Genomic DNA, 17,406 nt, shown 5'->3' on the forward strand with positions numbered 1-17,406 from the left:
ACCAGTTACATCGAGCGTTTGAACAACACGTTGAGGCAGCGGGTGGCGCGACTGGTGAGAAAGACCCTGTCGTTCTCTAAAAAGCTCGAGAACCACATTGGGGCCATCTGGCTATTCATCCATGACTACAATCGCTGCATCAGAGAGAAGTTGGCCAAGCAAGGTCATCCGGTCTTTTCCTCTGGCCTGCACTAAAATTCACTACCAGGAGTCAGGAGTCAGGAGTCAGGAGTCAGGGCGAGTGCATCCCAGTTTTGCGAGTTGGCCCACCCTTTCCTGCGGAACGCTTCGCGAACGGGAAGCGCAAGCTCTACATCCCCCAGCCCCTTCTCCCAAAATGGGAGAAGGGGGGCCGGATTCAAAGTCCCTCTCCCGCTCTGGGAGAGGGATTTAGGGTGTAGACGCGGAGCGGCTTCTCTTGAGTGGGCTGCAAAAGTGAGATGCACCCAGTCAGGGTTCTGTGCTAATGGTCTGTCAAGCTAGCATTGAAGGGTTTCCGGTGAGCGGTCTACGGTAAACGGTACAGGGCTCACTTTTAAACCGCTTACCGTGAGCTGTGAACCTTAAGTCACATCTCCCGTCATTTTTTTTGGGCTCAACATTAGTGCAGTGTCAAGGCTAACAATAGTTCTCTACATTCGCTTACTCAGGAAAATTTAAGTGTTTACTCAGGGCAAATTCATCTTTTTGGTATGGCTTTTTGATTAACTAAATAGATGGTGATAACCAGTGCCTGAGCACGGTATAGTTTTAGTCCCGCCCGAGAAAAATCTACACGTTCTTTGAAATTCTTTCTGTCATTTCAAGCTCGGTCGAGATGTAAGAAGTCTTGCTTGAACTGAGTTCCGAGCGGGTTAGCTGTAGACAAATTAGCCAGAGCGGATGAGTCGTGATCTTACCGCTGTAGAAAGCCTGTGGACAGAAACCGAGCTTTCTTCCTGTTGCATAATGAGGAATCAAGCGATGAAAACCTGGATTTATAATCTAACTAAAAATTTCGCTAAAAGTTTAAAGGTGAGTGCGCTGGGGGTAGGTATTTTAGGCACTGCTGCGGCTATGTCCGTAGAGGCAGTAACGCTGCCAGATGGACGGGTCATGTTTGACCGCCCCCCCACCTTAGTGGAAGCGACGACCCGCGATATCCATTCTGGAGCTAGAGGGCGCTATCACTTTGTGATTGAAGTACCCGAAAATGCTGGAGAAGCCCTAGAAGCGATCGTTGTTACCCCCCGTGACCATGCTAAGCGGATTAACTTTACCCTAGATGCCAGTACGGCTCAGCAGGGGGTTGCCTATGCCCGGGGGCCAGAATTATCCCTAGCCAGTGTTGGCGGTGTCCCCGAAAACCCCCACGAGGTGTTGCTGGTGTTTGATCAGCCGGTGCAGCCTGGGGAAACGGTGACGGTCACCCTGCGCACAGCCTATAACCCTTGGGGTGGGGTGTACCTATTTGGGGTCACTGGCTATCCCGCCGGGGAGAATGGGGTGGGCCAATTTCTGGGCTATGGCCGTATCCACCTCTATGACACCAGTAACTAAGCTCACAACTAAGCTCAGTTGGGGATAGCGCTGTCTTTTTGTGATGGCTTGAGCCAGTGGCGAGTCTCGTCACTGGCGGTTCCATATGCTGAACGCCACGCCGTAACCGCTTCTGCTTCCCATTCTCAGTTCTCATTCTCAGAGAGATGTTTGCGATCGCAGCACAATTTCCCCCAGCAAAAGCCCACCGACAATGACAAATAAGATACCCATGGCGCGCTCAAGCTGGCGTTGCGGCAGGCGAGTCGCGACTATGGCGCCCAATTGCGCACCAATCAGCACCCCTGGTGCCGTAAAGATAACCAGGCTCAGTACCATACTCAACGTATCACCACCGGCCTGGATAAACTGGGCAACGTGACCGACAGACGCCACCAGAGCCGAGATTGCAACCACAAACACGCTGGTCGCCACAGCCACTGGACTGGGGATGCGGCAACGTTTAATCAGAAAGAACCCATTTAGTTGCCCCAACCCGGTGGATGTCATGCCTAAAAACAAGGCCCCAATCCCGGCCAACAGTTGCCCCTCGGTGCGATTAGCCACGGTGTAGCAGAAGGTATGTCCTTTGGCCGAGGTGATGCAAGTCTGGGAATGGGCAGGGTGGTGGACGTTGATGTCTGGGTCCAGCAGGCCCAGGTCGTCAATATTGGGAATATTGGGGGTGTGTAAAAAACTAGCGGCGATCGCAAATAGCCCTACCCCTAAAATCCCCTTCAGCACGGTTTCTGGAATGGCGGCAGCCGCCCATGTCCCCACCAGAGCTAATGGAATGGTCACCAGCAGCAGCATCTGGCCCAGTTTGTAGTCAATCAATTGCTTGCGCATATAGGCATAGAGCCCGCTGGAAAAGCCAAATACCTCCGTGATCAGGCCAGAGCCCACAGCAACTTCGGTGGGTAAGCCCAGCCCCAAAATAAACAGCGGGGTAAAAAAAGTGGCCCCTTCCACTCCAGAAGCCATGGCAACGGTGGCGATCGCTATGGCGATGGGAAACATGTACCAATAGTCAAAAATCATTGTGCCTTTAATGAGCGTGAAATTGAAGCCGGGAAACTTTGGATAGGCCAGAATCCAGAGCTTTTTTGTATTCTGACTCCTGGCTCCTGAATTCTATTACAGGCATCGCTTCCCGCCGTAAGGAATACGCCTACGTTATGCCCTAGGGAGTACCAAAGAAGGCCGGGTAGACAAAGGCAAAGGCTGTGGTACTGGGGATTTCATGGCCATCACGATCTTCTACCACCACCGTGGCCAGATCGCTGTCCCAACGGGCCAAAAGGGTACAACCGGCTAATTCAACCTCCTGGGTGCCCCCCTGGGCTAGCTGGTCATGGACAAAGGCATAACTATCCCCAGAAAACCGATTGTGGGGCGTTTGATCGTCGGCTTCCCACACATAACTCACGATGGTTTTGGGATGATGTTCCAGCTGATCCTGGTGGCGTACCGGAAAAATAATCCGTTCATCGGTGTAATAGGTACCGTAAGGATAGCGCTGGTAATCGCGGCGGTGACCGGTCTGGGTTGACAGAATTTGGCTGTCGGGATGTTGGGCCAGCCAAGCCCCCAGGGTGGTTTTCACCGCCGGAACTCGATCTAGGTTTTGATTCACCTGGGGACCGGCAATGCCCTGGGCCCAGGGTTGGGCAAATAGGCTGTCATCGCTGCGATCGAACATGACCAGACAGCTCTGGTAGAGTTTGCCCGATACCCCAAAGGTGGTGTCTCCCCGCTCAAAGGCGACGATGGTATCGCACAGGGGACAATAGGTGACCGTCACAGTCACCCCCCCAATCGTATCGTTGACAATTTCATGCCAGTTCAGAATGTTGAAGGGGTAGGCTTTAGCTTCACCGTTGATCACCACCCCGACCACCAAATCATTCTCCCCAAAGGGGGTGGTGCTGGCCGTATCAAAGCTGGGTTGGTCAATGCTGGGAATGCCGTCTTTGGGGGGGCCGCCGTCGAGTAGCTGGGCCAAATCAATCCGGCTGGTGGCTTCTGGTGCTATGGACTGCGATCGCAGATCGTCGAGTTCCTGGGTCTGGTCGTGGAAAATGCTGGTCCAGGCATAGTAGCGCAGCTTAAAGTTATCCCACCCCCCCGCTTCGACAATCGCCGCCCCAGTGACTAGAGCAGCGGTGGCGAGGGCACCGATAGCAATGGTTCGAGCAGGTTTCATGGTGGCCAATCCTAATCAAGTCTGTTTCTAGGATGGCGAGGTTACCTGAATGGGGGATGAGTGTCTCGTGAGACATTCCTGATGGTTTTTCATCCCTCTGAGGCCCTCTGAGGTTAGGGTAGCCGCTGGTCTCGGCCCTGGCCATAGACATTTTGCCCCGGCCCACCTTAATGACAGCGGTCTTTTTATTAGAGGGCTCTCAGGGCAATCTCATCTGAGGCTGTCACCATCCCTAACAATGATGTTAATCGAGAGATGCCATGACCTTAACCCAAGATCTAGCCAACCTTGCAGCTCAGATGCAGACTCAGCTGCCTGAGGCGGCTAAGGCTGAAATGGCTAAGGCTGCTCAAAATTTACTGGAATCTGGCATCGCTGACAACAGCTTGTCAACCGGCGATCGCATCCCGGAAATCACCCTTCCCGATGCCACCGGTCAGCTGGTCAGCGTGTCTAAACTACTGAAGTCAGGTCCTGTGGTCATTAGCTTTTACCGGGGCGGTTGGTGCCCCTTTTGCAATTTAGAGTTGCGCGCCCTGCAACAGGCCCTACCTGAGATCCAAGCCCTGGGTGCCGCCCTGGTCGAGATCACCCCAGAAACCCCCGATAACTCCCTGTCGACCACAGAAAAACACCACCTATCTTTTCCGGTTCTTAGTGATCAGGGGAACCGGGTGGCGCAGTCCTTCGGTTTGGTCTTTACAGTGCCCGAGCCCCTACGGCCAATCTATCAATCGATGGGTATTGATCTACCCGCCTATAACGGTGATGACAGTTTTGAACTGCCCCTACCAGCGACCTATGTAGTGGGGAGGGATGGCGTCATTGCCCATGGGTTTGTCAATGCTAATTATCAAAAGCGTCAGGACCCAGAAGGCATTTTGATGGTACTGAAAAACCTGAATGTTACAGCATAGCCATTATGAGTTCCATACAATCACGAGTTTCGTTGTCCTTGCTGTTACTAAGGTTGAGTGTTTTTCTGGTTTTTCTGATGTGGACGCTGGATAAGCTGGTTATGCCAGAGCATGCCGCTGCCATTTTTGAAAACTTCTACTTTATCGGCGGCTTAGGACCAACAGCGTTCTATATCTTAGGTATCCTAGAACTGATTTTGATTATTGGGTTTGTTGTAGGTTACCAAAAAACGCTGACCTATGGTGCCATCCTGGTATTCCATGGAATTTCCACCCTGTCGTCTTTTCCCCAATACTTGGATCCTTTCAACAACTTGCTTTTTTTTGCGGCTTGGCCTATGCTGGCGGCTTGCTATACGCTGTTTTCCTTGAGGGACTTGGACACTCGCTGGACGGTATCCTGAGCGACGTACCTCGTGCAACCAGGAATCGTTATAAACCAGATTCAAGTCCAGACCTGGAGTTCTGCCTGTGGGAAAACTCTAGATCCCGAGCTGGACTTGGTATAGTCTTGGGGCACTGATTTCAAATAAAACCAGGATTTGATCAGAAAAGGCTCTCTATTAAAGAGAGCCTTTGAGTTAAAGGAACAACTCGAGAACCTTGATCTATCGTGGGATTACTTATCCCGATTTTCGCGCCGCATCTCGCGAAAACGTTCCATAGGATCAGTCGTATTTTCTTCGGTTAGTTGATCGGGATTGGATGAACCCGATCCACCTGCAACATTCTCAAGCTGCTCATCAGAGACTTGTTCTTGTTGTTCGGCTTGTTGATTTTGCATTTTTTGATCTTCAGTCATAGGTATTCCTTTGGAATTCAACAATTAGATTGCTTAATCTCGAACACCTTTACCCTAATGGCTTGACAATAATTAGAATGAATCTAGGATGAGAAACAGATAAAAAGATTCTCATTTTATTAGACTTAAAATCAGATAAACTATGGCAAAGCTTTGACAAGTACTTGGATAAGCACCTAAAAAAGTAGTTAAATACACAACACCTTGGACTGAAATGTAATCGTCATTACTTATTCTATATTCTTTTTGATCTGGCTGTTTATGGGAGGTGTTTTATGGAAGATATTTTATTGCGATCGCTATCAAATGTTGACCTGGACTGGTTACTAGCCCAGGGGGTGCGATCGCAGTTGACAGCCAATACTGAGCTGATCACCCCAGGGCAACCCCAAACCCACCTGTATGTGCTAGTAGAGGGGCAGTTAGCGGTACAGTTAGCCTGGGCAGATCGGCAAAATGCGAAGGGGTCGGACGCCACAGATAGGTTGACGGCAGGGGAGATGGCCGGGATCTCAGGGCTGCTAGGAACTGAGCCGCTTGCCCATGTCAGCGTCCTGAAAGGGGCTCAGGTGTTGTCTATCGAGCTAGCGGCTTTGCACCTGAAGTTGCAGCAAGATCTAGACTTCGCGGCCCACCTTTACCGCTGTGTGGCCGTGGTTCTCTCCCACCGACTAAGACGGTTATTTGAATACCAGGGCAGCATCAGGGCGATGCAACCGGGGCAGGTCCGGCAGGTGCTGTCGGTCTTTGGGGAGTTGCAAGACAGCGATATTGATTGGCTGGTGTCCTTCGGTATGGTGCACGAGCTAGGGCCGGAACAGACCCTGCTGCGAGCAGGGCGACCTGTGGATGCTTTCTATATTGTGCTGGACGGCTGCTTAGAAATTACTGCACCACCCACCGGCATTACACCCATTCAACTCTGTTTTGCCAACCTCAACCTCCCTCCGAGCCAATGGATCGCCCTGACGACAATCAGCCAGGGCGCTTTGCCAGGAATAATTTCATTTGTGGATTTCAGTCCCCTGCCAGTGACCATTCGCACTACCACCCACTGTCGACTGTTGGCGGTACCCTGTGACATGTTGGTCACCAAGCTGCACGTTGATAGGGGGTTTGCCGCCCGGTTCTACCGAATTATTGCAGTGCAGATCTTGGAGTTGATGCAGGCCATCCGCGATCGCCTCCGCGATCGCCATGGTATTGATGCTAAAGCGGCGGCCCCTCCCAGAGCTGCGATCGCCAATTTTTCCACCGCTGATACCCAGGCTGGCCCTGAGGGTGACACTGACCAAACCCTGGACTTAGAGGCCCTGCAAACCCTCTCTGAAGGGGGAGCTAAATTTAACTGGATGTTGCAACAACTCGGAGGCGGATATGGCTGAACCCTCGACAAAGCAACCTCATCCCCTCTTTCGTCAGGAATCTCTGGAGCGTCTTTCATCCCCAGAGCGGCTGGATGAGTTGATGCCGATCGTCAGCCTACGGCGCTGGCTGCCCCTGGCAACCATGGCCCTGCTCCTGGGGGTGGGGGCGACCTGGGGCTGGTGGGGGCGGATTCCCGTGACGGCCCAGGCCTCTGGGGTTCTGGTCCAGGGCGAGGACGGCACTCCGGTGGCCTTCCTTTCTGTGGCAGGGCGTTACCGGGGGCGGATACAACCTGGCATGACCGTGGCGCTAATGCCAGATCCCCTGGCAGATTTGAGCCATCCCCCTTTAATGGCAGCGGTACAAGCGGTGGTATCAGGCCAGCCCCTGACCCTGGCCGCTGTGCGCGATCAACCAGCCACAGCCGCACTGCGAGACCCTGACCCCTTAGACCTGATTGTGCCTCTGCCCGAGACAGCGGTGCCCGCAGCCATGGTGGCACCCGGGGTCGGGGTGGAAGGGCGCATCACCCTGGCTGAAAAGCGCCCCTTGAGCTTTGTCTTACCGTTTTTGGAGTCTCCCTAGCGATCCCACAATGATTTACATCCACCCCTGGCAGGTCTTCACCCGGCCCAATCGGGTTAAAACCCCCACCGTCTTACAAATGGAAGCGGTGGAATGTGGTGCTGCTGCCCTTGGCAGTATTTTGGGCTACTACGGTCGTTATGTGCCCCTGGCAGAACTGCGCCAAGCCTGTGGTGTTTCGCGGGATGGGGTAACCGCCGCCAATGTATTGAAGGCCGCTCGGTACTATGGGCTAGAGGCCGCAGGCTTTAAGAAAAGTCTGAGCCGAGTGCAGCAAGTGCCTCCCCCTTTTATGGTGTTCTGGCACTTTAATCATTTTTTGGTGGTTGAGGGTTTTCAAGGAGACCGGATTGCCTTAAATGACCCGGCCACTGGTCCTCGCCAGGTAACGTTAGAGGAATTCGACCAGGGCTATACTGGCATCACCCTTACCTTTAGTCCCGGGGAGAGATTTACCCCTGGTGGCCACCATCCCCGGATTCTAAGGTCGCTGGTGCATCGCCTCAGTCCCGCCAGGGGGGCCCTGCTACTGACCGTGGCGGCGGGTCTTTTGCTGGTGTTGCCAACACTGACCCTGCCAGCTCTCAACCAAATCTTTATCGATGACATTTTGGTGGGTGATCAAGATAGTTGGTTGCCTTATGTGTTGGGGGTCTTACTGCTGACTGCTGGTATCCAAGCCTGGCTAACGGCGCTACAACGGCAGTATCTACGAGCCATGCGAATCAAACTGGCGGTGGGTATGACAAGTCGCTTTGTCTGGCACCTGTTGCGACTGCCCGCAGACTTCTATGGGCAGCGTTTTGCCGGGGAAATTGCCAGCCGCATTCGCCTGAACGACGAGGTTGCCCAGGTGTTGTCCGGGCGTCTTACCACCACGGTGATTAGCTTAGTGCTGGCGACAGTCTATGCCGTGGCGATGGCTCTGTATGACTGGCTGCTGACCTTACTAGTCGTCGGGTTAGCCACTGTCAATATCTTAGTCTTGCAATGGGCCGCCCGGCACCGGGTAGATGCCAATCTGCGGTTGGCCCAAGAGCGGGGCAAAGTATCTGGAGTGGCGATCGCAGGTTTGCAAACCATCGAAACCTTGAAAGCCTCCGGGCTGGAGTCCGACTTTTTTGCCCGCTGGTCTGGCTACTACACCAAATCCCTAAAGGCCCAGCAGGCCCTCAGTCAGGTCAATCGACTGGTGGGGGTGCTGCCCGAACTAATATCCACTCTGACGGCCATGGCGCTGTTGCTGGTCGGTGGCTGGCGGGTCATAAACGGCAGCTTAACCATTGGCATGTTGATTGCGTTTCAACTGCTGATGCAAAGCTTTCAGCGCCCCGTCAATCAGCTGGTGAGCTTTGGCAGCACCCTGCAAACTCTCCAGGGCAACCTGAATCGGCTGGATGATGTTTTGCAAACGGCCCCAGCAGACACCCTAGACAGCCGTCGGCAGGAAATGGCAATGTCCTCCGCAGCCTCCCGTCTCCCCTGTGACCCCTTACTTGCCTGGGGGCAAGGCCCAAACAGGGCGTCGCCCACCTCCCCACCTTTCAATTCTCCGCGCCTTTCCGGAGCGATCGCCCTGCATCACCTCACCTTTGGCTATCAACCCCTGGCCGCCCCCTTGATCCGAGACTTTAACCTATCGATTCGACCGGGGCAGCGCATTGCCCTAGTGGGGGGCAGTGGCTCTGGTAAATCTACCCTGGCCCGGGTAATTGCGGGCCTCTATCCTGCCTGGGAGGGTGACATTTACTTTGATGGTCGCCCCCGCCACCACTGGCCCGCCGCTGTACTGTCCCAGTCCATCGCCTTTGTCGACCAAGACATTGTGATCTTCGAGGGATCTATCCGTGACAACCTCACCCTCTGGGACAGTACAATTCCCGACGCCGATCTACGCCGTGCCACCCAGGATGCCGCCATTGAGTCCGTCATTCTAGCCCAACCCTGTGGCTATGATGCCCCCCTGATGGAAGGGGCCACTAACCTCAGTGGCGGTCAGCGTCAGCGCCTGGAAATTGCCCGTGCTCTGATCAATAACCCCGCCATTCTAATCCTTGACGAAGCCACCAGTGCCCTGGATAGCACCACCGAGTACCACATTGACCAGAACCTGAGACGACGGGGGTGTACCTGCATTCTTGTCGCCCACCGCCTCAGCACCATCCGTGACTGCGACGAAATCATCGTCCTCGATCGCGGCACCGTGGTTCAACGGGGCACCCATGAACAACTCTGGTCCCAGGGCGGGCACTATGCCGAATTGCTGCAACAGGAAACATGAAGACCGCTACCCATCCACCCATGCTCACGGCTAACACCCCACTGTTCCTCAACGATCCCTACCAAGCCTGGCTCATCGAGTCTGGCCAGATTGCTGTATTTGCGGTGCGACTGCAAGAGGGAGACCCCGTAGGGGAGCGACGCTATCTGTTTACGGTGTCGTCCGGGGCAGCGATGTTTGGGGCGCCGGCGGATGGCATCTGGGGGCTATTGGCGGTGGCGTTGGCACCAGCGGCGGTGCAGCCGTTACCGTTTACTCCGGCGGATGACACCTGCTCCCAAGCGATGCTGACGCCTCTGGTTGATGGCTGGATTCAGCACCTGGGGCAGGTGACGGGGCTGCCACGACCACCTCAGCCAGGACGGGTTCCAGAGACCCACTATGTTGCTTTGATGGCCGGGCAGGTGTGTATTCCGGCTCCCTCGCAGGTGTTGTGGGTGCGGTTGCAGCAGGGGCAGGCGGCTTGGATGGGTGCGGCACAGTTGCCCGTCGAGTCGGCGTTGGGCTGTTTTCCGGTGGGGCCAGGTATGTTTCTGACGGCGCAAGACAACATCGAGTTCTTTGCCCGAGCTACCCCTAAGGTGAAAAATAAAACGATTTTGGTGAAGGGACTGCGGCAGCTGCATCGTTACTTTTTTCAACTGTTGGAAGAGCTGGAGGCGGATCGCGATCGCCAGACTCAACACCGGTTACACCAACGGTTGCAGCTTAACCAGTGCCTGACCCAGCAGGTGGTGCAGACGCTGACAACAGTGTTATCTCCTACGCCTTCGGACCTGGCCAGTTCCCAAGATCCCTACTTAGGGGCCGTGGGGGCCGTGGGCCATGCCCTGGGAATAACGATTAAACCAGCCCCCCAGGGGACAGGGCAGAAGTATTATCAGGATCCTCTAGCCGCGATCGCCCGAGCCTCGCAGGTGCGACTGCGGCGGGTATTACTGCGGGGAACCTGGTGGCAGCAGGACAATGGCCCCCTGGTGGCTAACTGGTGCGATAGTGGCCAACCGGTAGCCCTACTGCCCCAACCCGGGGGATATGACCTGTTTGACCCTAAAGGGGGAGATCGCCAGCCCGTAGACCCGACCCTGGCCGGTCGCCTGGCCCCCCAGGCCGCCATGATCTACCGTCCCCTGCCCCCGGTGATTCGCCCTGACACCCTACTGAAGTTTGTCTTCCAGGGGCAGCGCCAGGATGGATTGATGATTTTAGCCACGGGGCTGGTGGCGACCCTGCTAGGGATGTTGGTTCCCCAGGCCACAGCCTTATTGGTAGACCAGGTGATTCCCTACGGTGAAACTTCCCTGTTGTTTCAGTTGGGGCTGGGCTTGTTGGCCGTGGCCCTGGGCCGAACTAGTTTTCAATTGGCTCAGGCGATCGCCACCCTGCGCATAGAAACGCGATCAGAGGCCGATCTTCAGGTGGCGGTGTGGGATCGTCTACTGAAATTACGACCCACCTTTTTCCGGCAGTATGCCATTGGTGATCTCAACTCTCGGGTATCCAGCATTAACGGCATCCGCCGCCGGGTCAGTGAGGTGGCTATTCAGGGGCTGTTTGCCGGGGCCTTCGCTCTGCTAAATCTGGGCTTACTGATCTACTACAGCCCCCCATTGGCCGGGGTCGCTGGACTGGTGGCGCTGTTGGTTCTGGGGGTAACCCTGGGGTCTGGTCTGGTGTTGATCCGCAAACATGAACCCCTACTGGCCATTCAGGGGCAGCTCTACGGATTGGTGGTGCAGCTAGTCAACGGGGTGGCCAAACTACGCATTGCCGGGGCCGAAGAGCGGGCCTTTAACCAGTGGGGGCAGCGCTACAGCGATCAGTTGCGGCTCACGCTCAGTACCCAACGGCTGGAAGATGCCGTGGAGGTATTTAACACAGCGTTGCCGACGCTCACCACCCTGGTCCTGTTCTGGCTGGCCAGTGTGTGGGTTGGGGGCAGAGATGATAGCGTTATGGCCCTGAGTACCGGCCAGTTTATTGCCTTTACCGTAGCTTACGGCACCTTCATTGGGGGCACTACTGCCCTCAGCTATAGCCTATTGAGCTTGATCGACGTGGTGCCCCTGTGGCGGCGATCGCACCCCATTCTCCAGGCCCAGCCCGAAATCGACCTGACCAAAAGCGATCCCGGTCCCCTCTCTGGCAACATCCGGCTGGATCGGGTCGGCTTTCGCTACCGCGACGACGGTCCGCTGATCCTTGACCAACTTTCCCTGGCGGCCCAACCCGGCGAATTTATCGCCCTGGTAGGACCATCAGGCTCGGGAAAATCCACCGTGATGCGACTGCTGCTAGGGTTTGAAATGCCCCAATCTGGCAGTGTGTACTTCGATGGCCAGGATTTGATCGGATTAGATGTGGTGGCGATCCGCCGACAACTGGGGGTGGTGCTGCAAACCAGTCGCCTCAGCGCCGGATCGATTTTTGACAACATTGCTGGGAATGGTCTGATTTCCCTAGAGGATGCTTGGCTAGCGGCGGAGCAAGTGGGTTTTGCTGAAGATATTCGCGCCCTGCCCATGGGAATGCACACAGTGGTGAGTGAGGGCGGCGGCAACCTCTCCGGAGGACAGCGACAGCGATTGCTGATTGCCCGAGCCCTGGCTAATCAACCCCAAATCATGCTGATGGATGAGGCCACAAGTGCCCTCGATAACCGTACTCAGGCGATTGTTACCGAAAGTCTGGGTCGTCTTAAGGTAACCCGGATCGTGATCGCCCATCGCCTCAGTACCATTCGCCATGCTGACCGGATTTATGTTTTGCAGGCCGGTCGAGTAGTACAGCAGGGTTGCTTTGCCGAATTAGCAAATCAACCCGGTTTGTTTGCCCAACTAACTCAGCGCCAGCAGCTTTGAACCAAAGGCATCAGCCATGCGAGGAACCCAGGCTCTGGCTCTGGTGAGGGGTATCGCAGAACGTCGGTAAGCTCAGATGGCATCAGTCGTCTTGTTCATGCGGGCGATCGCCCCGATTCAATAGCGTCGGCAGCCCGGTTCCTTCCCAGGTAGTGTTGAAATGGTCAGGACTGGCGTTGCGCCACAGCACCAACCCCCCGGTCGCGACCCCCAGCCCCAGCAGGGTGCTGGCCACCCAGCGGGTAACCGGCGGGGTAGACCGCTGGCGGGCCGGGCGAGAAGACACCGTATGGCGTTGTAGCAGCTCATCGGTTAGCCAACTGAGCGATGCCTTAAAGTTGTGGACTGGATTCGGCAGTAGTTGTAAATAGGTGGCCTGGCGCAGTAGGTGCCCCTGACGGCCCGTAATCACCACCCGGTTAAACAGATTGGCGGCCCCATCGGCTAGCCCCAACTTCATCAGGGTGCCCCGCAGGGTGACCTGGGCGGGTTGCAGCGGTTGTCCCTGCACCTGGGCATTCACGTTGGTGGCGATCGCCTCTCCCTGCTGATAGGCCACCTGAGCGGTGGCTGGTTGAGGAGAGTCAAGCACAGCACAATCTCCCCCGGCAAACACAGTCGGGTAGTCCGGCAGTTGCAATGTCGGTAAGATCCGCAGCCGACCACCGCGATCGCGGCTGTCTGGCGGCACATCCAGGCTAGACAGCAGCGGGTTGACCCGGTTGCCAGTCGTCCAAATGACTGTTTGCGTCGGTAGCGTATGGGACTGCTCTGCCCGGGTATAAGTCAACTCGGTGGGCGATATCTCAGTTGCTGCGGCACCAGCCATGATCTCCACCGGTACCAGCCGTTCTCGGAGCGCTTGTTTGGCCGTGTCGCGCAGACCATCATTCAGATCCCCCTTGAGGATGTCCTGACTGCGATTCACCACCACCACCCGCAGGTCTGAACGAATCCCCTCAAACTTGCGAGCCCACTGGGGCAACAGGTCCCCCAGGGTAGCGGCCATTTCAACCCCTGCCGGTCCTGCCCCGACAATCGCCACCGTCAGCAACGCCTGCCGCTCAGTGGCATCGGTGGTTTGACTGGCCCGCTGCAAACATTGTCGCAGGTGTTGGGCCAGGCGGCGGGCATTTTCCCCGGTGCGGAACGGAAACCCATAGTCCTTAACCCCGGGAATGCCAAAATCATGCATGGTACTGCCCACCCCCAGGACCAGATGGCCATAGGTATACTGCAAGCCAGAGGCCAACCTGAGCTGCTGCTGCTGCAAGTCAACCTGGTCCACCCGGTCATGGATGAAGGTGATCTCATCGCAGTTGAGCAGGTCATCGTACTTGGGCCACACCTGCTGCTCACTTAGCTCACCACTCAGAAGTTCGTATAATAGGGGTTTAAAGACAAAGCGTTCCGCTTGATCAATCAAAATAATTGGGGCCGGGTGGTGCTGATGGCAGAGGTGCATCGCTGCAAACAACCCTAAAAACCCTCCCCCCACAATTACGGTGGGCTCTGTGGTCACAGACATCGCTTCATCCTTCCCTAGGCTGCCTTCTTGTATCTCGACCTTAAGAGTTAAGGTGTTAACCCGCTCAGGGGCACCTCCATTGAAGGAAATCAGCCTGAAGTTACCCTGATGACAGGTTGAGTTTTTCCTGAGACCTGGGCGACAGGTAGGAGCGTATATCTAGAACGCCGGTACAGAAACCTGGTTTCTTGGCCAGACAGCAGATTATGTCGTTAGAGCAGTGACGAAGAAACCGGGTTTTTAGCCATACTGAACCGATGCTCTAGTACTGCCTGACAAAAATATGACCACCATTGCTGAGGGGGTCAGGTGTAGCCTGATCCTGTCAGCGTGAGCCTTAATTCAGGCGAGCTTCTGTCTGTGTGTCGAACCAGTGAATTGACTCAGGGGGTAGGGCCAACTTCAGATTTTCCCGACTCCAAGTGGCGTCAGAAGGTAATAGAGCCCGTAGGGTCAGGTTTTCATCGCCATGCACCCGCAGGCTAATTAGATCGCTCATCCCTAAATTTTCCACCAGGAAGACATTGCCCTGCACAATCTGGTGATCGCCTTCCCGAGGTAAACGCAGGTGTTCCGGCCGAATGCCCATAATCACGGAGGATTTGGCTGGCAGGTTAGCTGGTAGATCCACCTTGGAATCGCCCAGCAATACCGCATTGTTCACCCGTTCTAAGGAGATCAAATTCATTTGGGGACTGCCAATAAAGCTGGCCACAAACCGGTTAGCCGGGGTCTTATAGATTTCGTTGGGGCTACCCAGGTGTTGCAAGTAGCCATCACTGAGGACGGCTACCTTGGTGGAGAGGGTCATGGCCTCAGTCTGGTCGTGGGTGACATACACCACCGGGGACTGCTGATCTTCAAAAATCTGCTTCAGGTCAGCCCGCACCTGCTCCCGCAGGAGGGCATCCAGGTTACTCAGGGGTTCGTCGAGTAAAAACACATCGGGATTGCGCACCAGGGCCCGCGCCAGGGCTACCCGCTGCCGTTGACCACCCGACAGCTTAGCCGGTTTACGGTCAAGCAGAGGGTCTAACCCCAGGACCCGAGAGGCATCTTGTACCCGCTTTTGAATATCGCCAGACGCCAAATTGCGTAGCTTCAACCCTGAGGCAATGTTCTGCTGCACCGACATGTGGGGATACAACGCATAGCTCTGAAACACCATGGCAATGTTGCGATCGCCCGGTGCCAACGGATTAACATCCTTACCCCCAATTAACACCCGCCCTTCAGTGGGCTGGTCAAGCCCTGCAATCATCCGTAAAATCGTAGACTTACCGCACCCTGACGGCCCCACCAAGGTAAGAAATTCACCATCTTCTACCGACAGGCTTAAGTCCTTTACCGGCACAATTTTTTGACTGTAGGCTTTGGTTAGATTTTGGAGTTCAAGTTTGGCCATGGTATTTAATTCAAAATTCAAAACTCAAAATTCAAATTGATGTCAATCCAGCTACCCTTTCACAGAGCCAGCGGTCAGACCCTGTACAATCCGTCGCTGGAAGAACAACACCAGCAGCACCAGCGGAAACGTCCCAACTACGGTAGAGGCGGCCAGGGGACCATAAGGAACCTCAAACAGGGTGGTTGCCCCTAGTTGAGCCGCCGCCACTGGAATTGTCTTCATCGACTCGCGGGTCATAAAGGTCAGGGCAAACAGAAACTCATTCCAGGCAAAGATAAAGGCTAGAATGCCCGTGGTGACTAAGGCCGGTAGGGTCATGGGCAACACGATTTGCCAGAGCATCTGTAGGGTGTTGTAGCCATCCACCTTGGCAGAATCTTCCAAATCTTTAGGCAGTTGCTGAAAGAAACTGCGCATCACCAGAATCGTGAGGGGTAAGTTAATGGCGGTGTAGGGCACAATCAGAGCCAGGTAGTTATTGGCCAACCCTAAGGCCCGGACAATCTCTAACAGACCCAAGAACAACAAAATGTAGGGAAATAAGGTGACCACCAGGACCGCACCTAAAACGAGTCGCTCTCCAGGGATTCTTAACCGGGCCAGGGCGTAGGCGGCGGGCGACCCAAGCCCTAAGCACAGGATTGTAGAAATAACGGCCACCAGGGCACTGTTAATGATGTAGATATGAAAATGTTCTTCTCGAAACAGGTCGATGTAGTGACTGAACGTGAGCTGATCAGGCCCTGGAAGGTAGACCGTTGGGTCAGCGGTGATGGCGGCATTGGTTTTAATGGAGGTTAATACCTGCCACAGCACTGGTGCCAGGCTAAAGATGATGGTAAATGCGATCGCCAGCCACAGCAGAATCCGCTTCCAGGGAATACTGCTGTCTGAGGTTGAGGCTGGCGTGGGTGTCGTTGGCTTCGTAGCAGTAGTCATAGTTCGCTCAAAAATCTACAATCCAAAACCCTAGATCTCTGGATTTACTCTGTATCGGCCTGTAGCCGTTTCAGCCCCAGCCCAGCCAGAGCCACAACGATAATCAAAATCAGGAAGGTCACGGTCACCAGCGCTGCCCCATAGCCAAAGTCCAGATAGCGCATGACGGTGGCATAGATGTAAATCGACACCATTTCCGTGGCCCCCCCAGGGCCACCGCCCGTCATCACCTGAATCAGGTCGAATATGCCAAAGGCCTGGGCAAAGCGAAACAGCATCGCAATCAAGATCTGGGGCGCAATCAGGGGCAGGGTAATCTGCCGAAAGCTTTGCCAGGGGGTAGCGCCATCAATGGAGTGGGCCTCATACAGGTCTTGGGAAATAGACTGTAGCCCGGCCAGCAGCAAAATCGCCACAAATGACGTGGTCTTCCAGACATCAGCGGCAATCACCGATACCATGGCCCAGTTTGGATCCCCCAGCCAATTGACCGGGTTACCAATAATTTGCAACCGCAGCAAAATATCATTCCAGACCCCAAACTCAGCATTAAAAATCCAGCGCCAGGCCAGGGCAATTAGTGCCGTCGGCAAGGCCCAGGGCAAAATGGCAATGGTACGCACCAGCCCCCGGCCTCGAAAAGCTTGATCGAGGGCCAGGGCGATAATTAACCCCAACAACAACTCAAATAACAGCGAAAAGACTGTAAAGATGGCCGTGTTGCCAATACTTTGCCAAAAGCGGCCATCCTGCATCATGCGGCCATAGTTTTCTAAACCGCTGAATTCTGGCTGCAAGTTGGTACTGAGGTTTTCGGTAAAAAAGCCCAGCCAGAACGCCCGTAAAATCGGGAAAGCATAGACCAGCAACAGCAACAGCACCGCTGGAATCACCAACATCCAGCCGGTACGCTTTTCTCGTTGTCGAATGTAGTCTTGGGTCATGGTTGGATCGCTAGGGTTTGCGGTTCACGGTTCACGGTTCACGGTTCAC

15 protein-coding genes are annotated in these 17,406 nt (G+C 55.0%); 8 read left to right on the forward strand and 7 right to left on the reverse strand.

What is annotated here, in order from left to right:
• Both E1H13_RS12945 and E1H13_RS12950 read left to right on the forward strand, forming a co-directional pair.
• Positions 1 to 195: IS1 family transposase (locus tag E1H13_RS12945; protein ID WP_240966398.1), on the forward strand; the 195-nt coding region annotated here is incomplete at its 5' end.
• Positions 196 to 963: 768 nt separating this feature from the next.
• On the forward strand, positions 964 to 1,539 hold the full coding sequence (locus E1H13_RS12950; protein ID WP_169613838.1) for a DUF2808 domain-containing protein: 576 nt from the start codon (positions 964 to 966) through the stop codon (positions 1,537 to 1,539).
• Positions 1,540 to 1,677: 138 nt separating this feature from the next.
• Here the strand turns inward: E1H13_RS12950 and E1H13_RS12955 are convergent, their stop codons facing one another.
• Together E1H13_RS12955 and E1H13_RS12960 are read right to left on the reverse strand one after the other, a co-directional pair.
• Positions 1,678 to 2,559: a sulfite exporter TauE/SafE family protein gene (locus E1H13_RS12955; protein ID WP_169613839.1), complete on the reverse strand. Its 882-nt coding sequence runs from the start codon at positions 2,557 to 2,559 to the stop codon at positions 1,678 to 1,680.
• A gap of 142 nt (positions 2,560 to 2,701) precedes the next feature.
• Complete coding sequence (locus E1H13_RS12960; RefSeq protein WP_169613840.1) at positions 2,702 to 3,724, reverse strand: DUF3179 domain-containing protein; 1,023 nt, start codon at positions 3,722 to 3,724, stop codon at positions 2,702 to 2,704.
• Between the two features lie 260 nt (positions 3,725 to 3,984).
• On the opposite strand from E1H13_RS12960, the gene E1H13_RS12965 reads away from it, so the two are divergent.
• On the forward strand, positions 3,985 to 4,641 hold the full coding sequence (locus E1H13_RS12965) for a peroxiredoxin-like family protein (RefSeq protein WP_169613841.1): 657 nt from the start codon (positions 3,985 to 3,987) through the stop codon (positions 4,639 to 4,641).
• Between the two features lie 5 nt (positions 4,642 to 4,646).
• Entirely contained in the window at positions 4,647 to 5,045 is a 399-nt protein-coding gene (locus E1H13_RS12970) for a hypothetical protein (RefSeq protein WP_169613842.1), read from the forward strand.
• Between the two features lie 215 nt (positions 5,046 to 5,260).
• Here E1H13_RS12970 and E1H13_RS12975 read toward each other — a convergent pair whose 3' ends face one another.
• Complete coding sequence (locus E1H13_RS12975) at positions 5,261 to 5,443, reverse strand: hypothetical protein (RefSeq protein WP_169613843.1); 183 nt, start codon at positions 5,441 to 5,443, stop codon at positions 5,261 to 5,263.
• Positions 5,444 to 5,718: 275 nt separating this feature from the next.
• Between E1H13_RS12975 and E1H13_RS12980 the strand changes: the two genes are divergently transcribed.
• Genes E1H13_RS12980 through E1H13_RS12995 form a run of 4 tightly spaced genes read left to right on the forward strand, consistent with a single transcriptional unit; the run spans position 5,719 to position 12,538 of the window.
• Positions 5,719 to 6,828, forward strand: a complete 1,110-nt coding sequence (locus E1H13_RS12980) for a cyclic nucleotide-binding domain-containing protein (protein WP_169613844.1) — start codon at positions 5,719 to 5,721, stop codon at positions 6,826 to 6,828.
• Positions 6,821 to 7,396, forward strand: coding sequence for a hypothetical protein (locus tag E1H13_RS12985; RefSeq protein WP_169613845.1), 576 nt, complete (start codon positions 6,821 to 6,823; stop codon positions 7,394 to 7,396). The genes E1H13_RS12980 and E1H13_RS12985 overlap by 8 nt, the downstream gene beginning before the upstream one ends.
• 10 nt (positions 7,397 to 7,406) lie before the next feature.
• A complete protein-coding gene (locus E1H13_RS12990) occupies positions 7,407 to 9,677 on the forward strand; it encodes an NHLP family bacteriocin export ABC transporter peptidase/permease/ATPase subunit (RefSeq protein ID WP_169613846.1) in 2,271 nt (756 codons plus the stop codon).
• Positions 9,674 to 12,538 (forward strand): NHLP bacteriocin export ABC transporter permease/ATPase subunit, encoded by a 2,865-nt coding sequence (locus E1H13_RS12995; RefSeq protein ID WP_169613847.1) that lies wholly within the window; start codon positions 9,674 to 9,676, stop codon positions 12,536 to 12,538. The genes E1H13_RS12990 and E1H13_RS12995 overlap by 4 nt, the downstream gene beginning before the upstream one ends.
• An 82-nt stretch (positions 12,539 to 12,620) precedes the next feature.
• On the opposite strand, the gene E1H13_RS13000 is transcribed toward E1H13_RS12995, so the two are convergent.
• The 4 genes from E1H13_RS13000 to E1H13_RS13015 all read right to left on the reverse strand — a co-directional run bounded on the left by E1H13_RS13000 (position 12,621) and on the right by E1H13_RS13015 (position 17,357).
• Entirely contained in the window at positions 12,621 to 14,066 is a 1,446-nt protein-coding gene (locus tag E1H13_RS13000; RefSeq protein WP_169613848.1) for an NAD(P)/FAD-dependent oxidoreductase, read from the reverse strand.
• 337 nt (positions 14,067 to 14,403) lie between these two features.
• Positions 14,404 to 15,471, reverse strand: a complete 1,068-nt coding sequence (locus E1H13_RS13005) for an ABC transporter ATP-binding protein (protein ID WP_169613849.1) — start codon at positions 15,469 to 15,471, stop codon at positions 14,404 to 14,406.
• Between the two features lie 51 nt (positions 15,472 to 15,522).
• Positions 15,523 to 16,413, reverse strand: coding sequence for a carbohydrate ABC transporter permease (locus E1H13_RS13010; protein WP_169613850.1), 891 nt, complete (start codon positions 16,411 to 16,413; stop codon positions 15,523 to 15,525).
• 44 nt (positions 16,414 to 16,457) lie between these two features.
• The gene (locus tag E1H13_RS13015) at positions 16,458 to 17,357 is read right to left on the reverse strand and encodes a sugar ABC transporter permease (protein WP_169613851.1); all 900 of its coding nucleotides are present in this window, start codon (positions 17,355 to 17,357) and stop codon (positions 16,458 to 16,460) included.
• Between the last annotated feature and the right edge of the window lie 49 nt (positions 17,358 to 17,406).

The organism is Nodosilinea sp. P-1105 (assembly GCF_012911975.1).
Lineage (GTDB): Bacteria > Cyanobacteriota > Cyanobacteriia > Phormidesmidales > Phormidesmidaceae > Nodosilinea.

Coding starts and splice junctions, on each gene's coding strand:
- E1H13_RS12950 (WP_169613838.1), top strand. CDS start 964: ATGAAAACCTGGATTTATAATCTAACTAAAAATTTCGCTAAAAGTTTA.
- E1H13_RS12955 (WP_169613839.1), bottom strand. CDS start 2,559: ATGATTTTTGACTATTGGTACATGTTTCCCATCGCCATAGCGATCGCC.
- E1H13_RS12960 (WP_169613840.1), bottom strand. CDS start 3,724: ATGAAACCTGCTCGAACCATTGCTATCGGTGCCCTCGCCACCGCTGCT.
- E1H13_RS12965 (WP_169613841.1), top strand. CDS start 3,985: ATGACCTTAACCCAAGATCTAGCCAACCTTGCAGCTCAGATGCAGACT.
- E1H13_RS12970 (WP_169613842.1), top strand. CDS start 4,647: ATGAGTTCCATACAATCACGAGTTTCGTTGTCCTTGCTGTTACTAAGG.
- E1H13_RS12975 (WP_169613843.1), bottom strand. CDS start 5,443: ATGACTGAAGATCAAAAAATGCAAAATCAACAAGCCGAACAACAAGAA.
- E1H13_RS12980 (WP_169613844.1), top strand. CDS start 5,719: ATGGAAGATATTTTATTGCGATCGCTATCAAATGTTGACCTGGACTGG.
- E1H13_RS12985 (WP_169613845.1), top strand. CDS start 6,821: ATGGCTGAACCCTCGACAAAGCAACCTCATCCCCTCTTTCGTCAGGAA.
- E1H13_RS12990 (WP_169613846.1), top strand. CDS start 7,407: ATGATTTACATCCACCCCTGGCAGGTCTTCACCCGGCCCAATCGGGTT.
- E1H13_RS12995 (WP_169613847.1), top strand. CDS start 9,674: ATGAAGACCGCTACCCATCCACCCATGCTCACGGCTAACACCCCACTG.
- E1H13_RS13000 (WP_169613848.1), bottom strand. CDS start 14,066: ATGTCTGTGACCACAGAGCCCACCGTAATTGTGGGGGGAGGGTTTTTA.
- E1H13_RS13005 (WP_169613849.1), bottom strand. CDS start 15,471: ATGGCCAAACTTGAACTCCAAAATCTAACCAAAGCCTACAGTCAAAAA.
- E1H13_RS13010 (WP_169613850.1), bottom strand. CDS start 16,413: ATGACTACTGCTACGAAGCCAACGACACCCACGCCAGCCTCAACCTCA.
- E1H13_RS13015 (WP_169613851.1), bottom strand. CDS start 17,357: ATGACCCAAGACTACATTCGACAACGAGAAAAGCGTACCGGCTGGATG.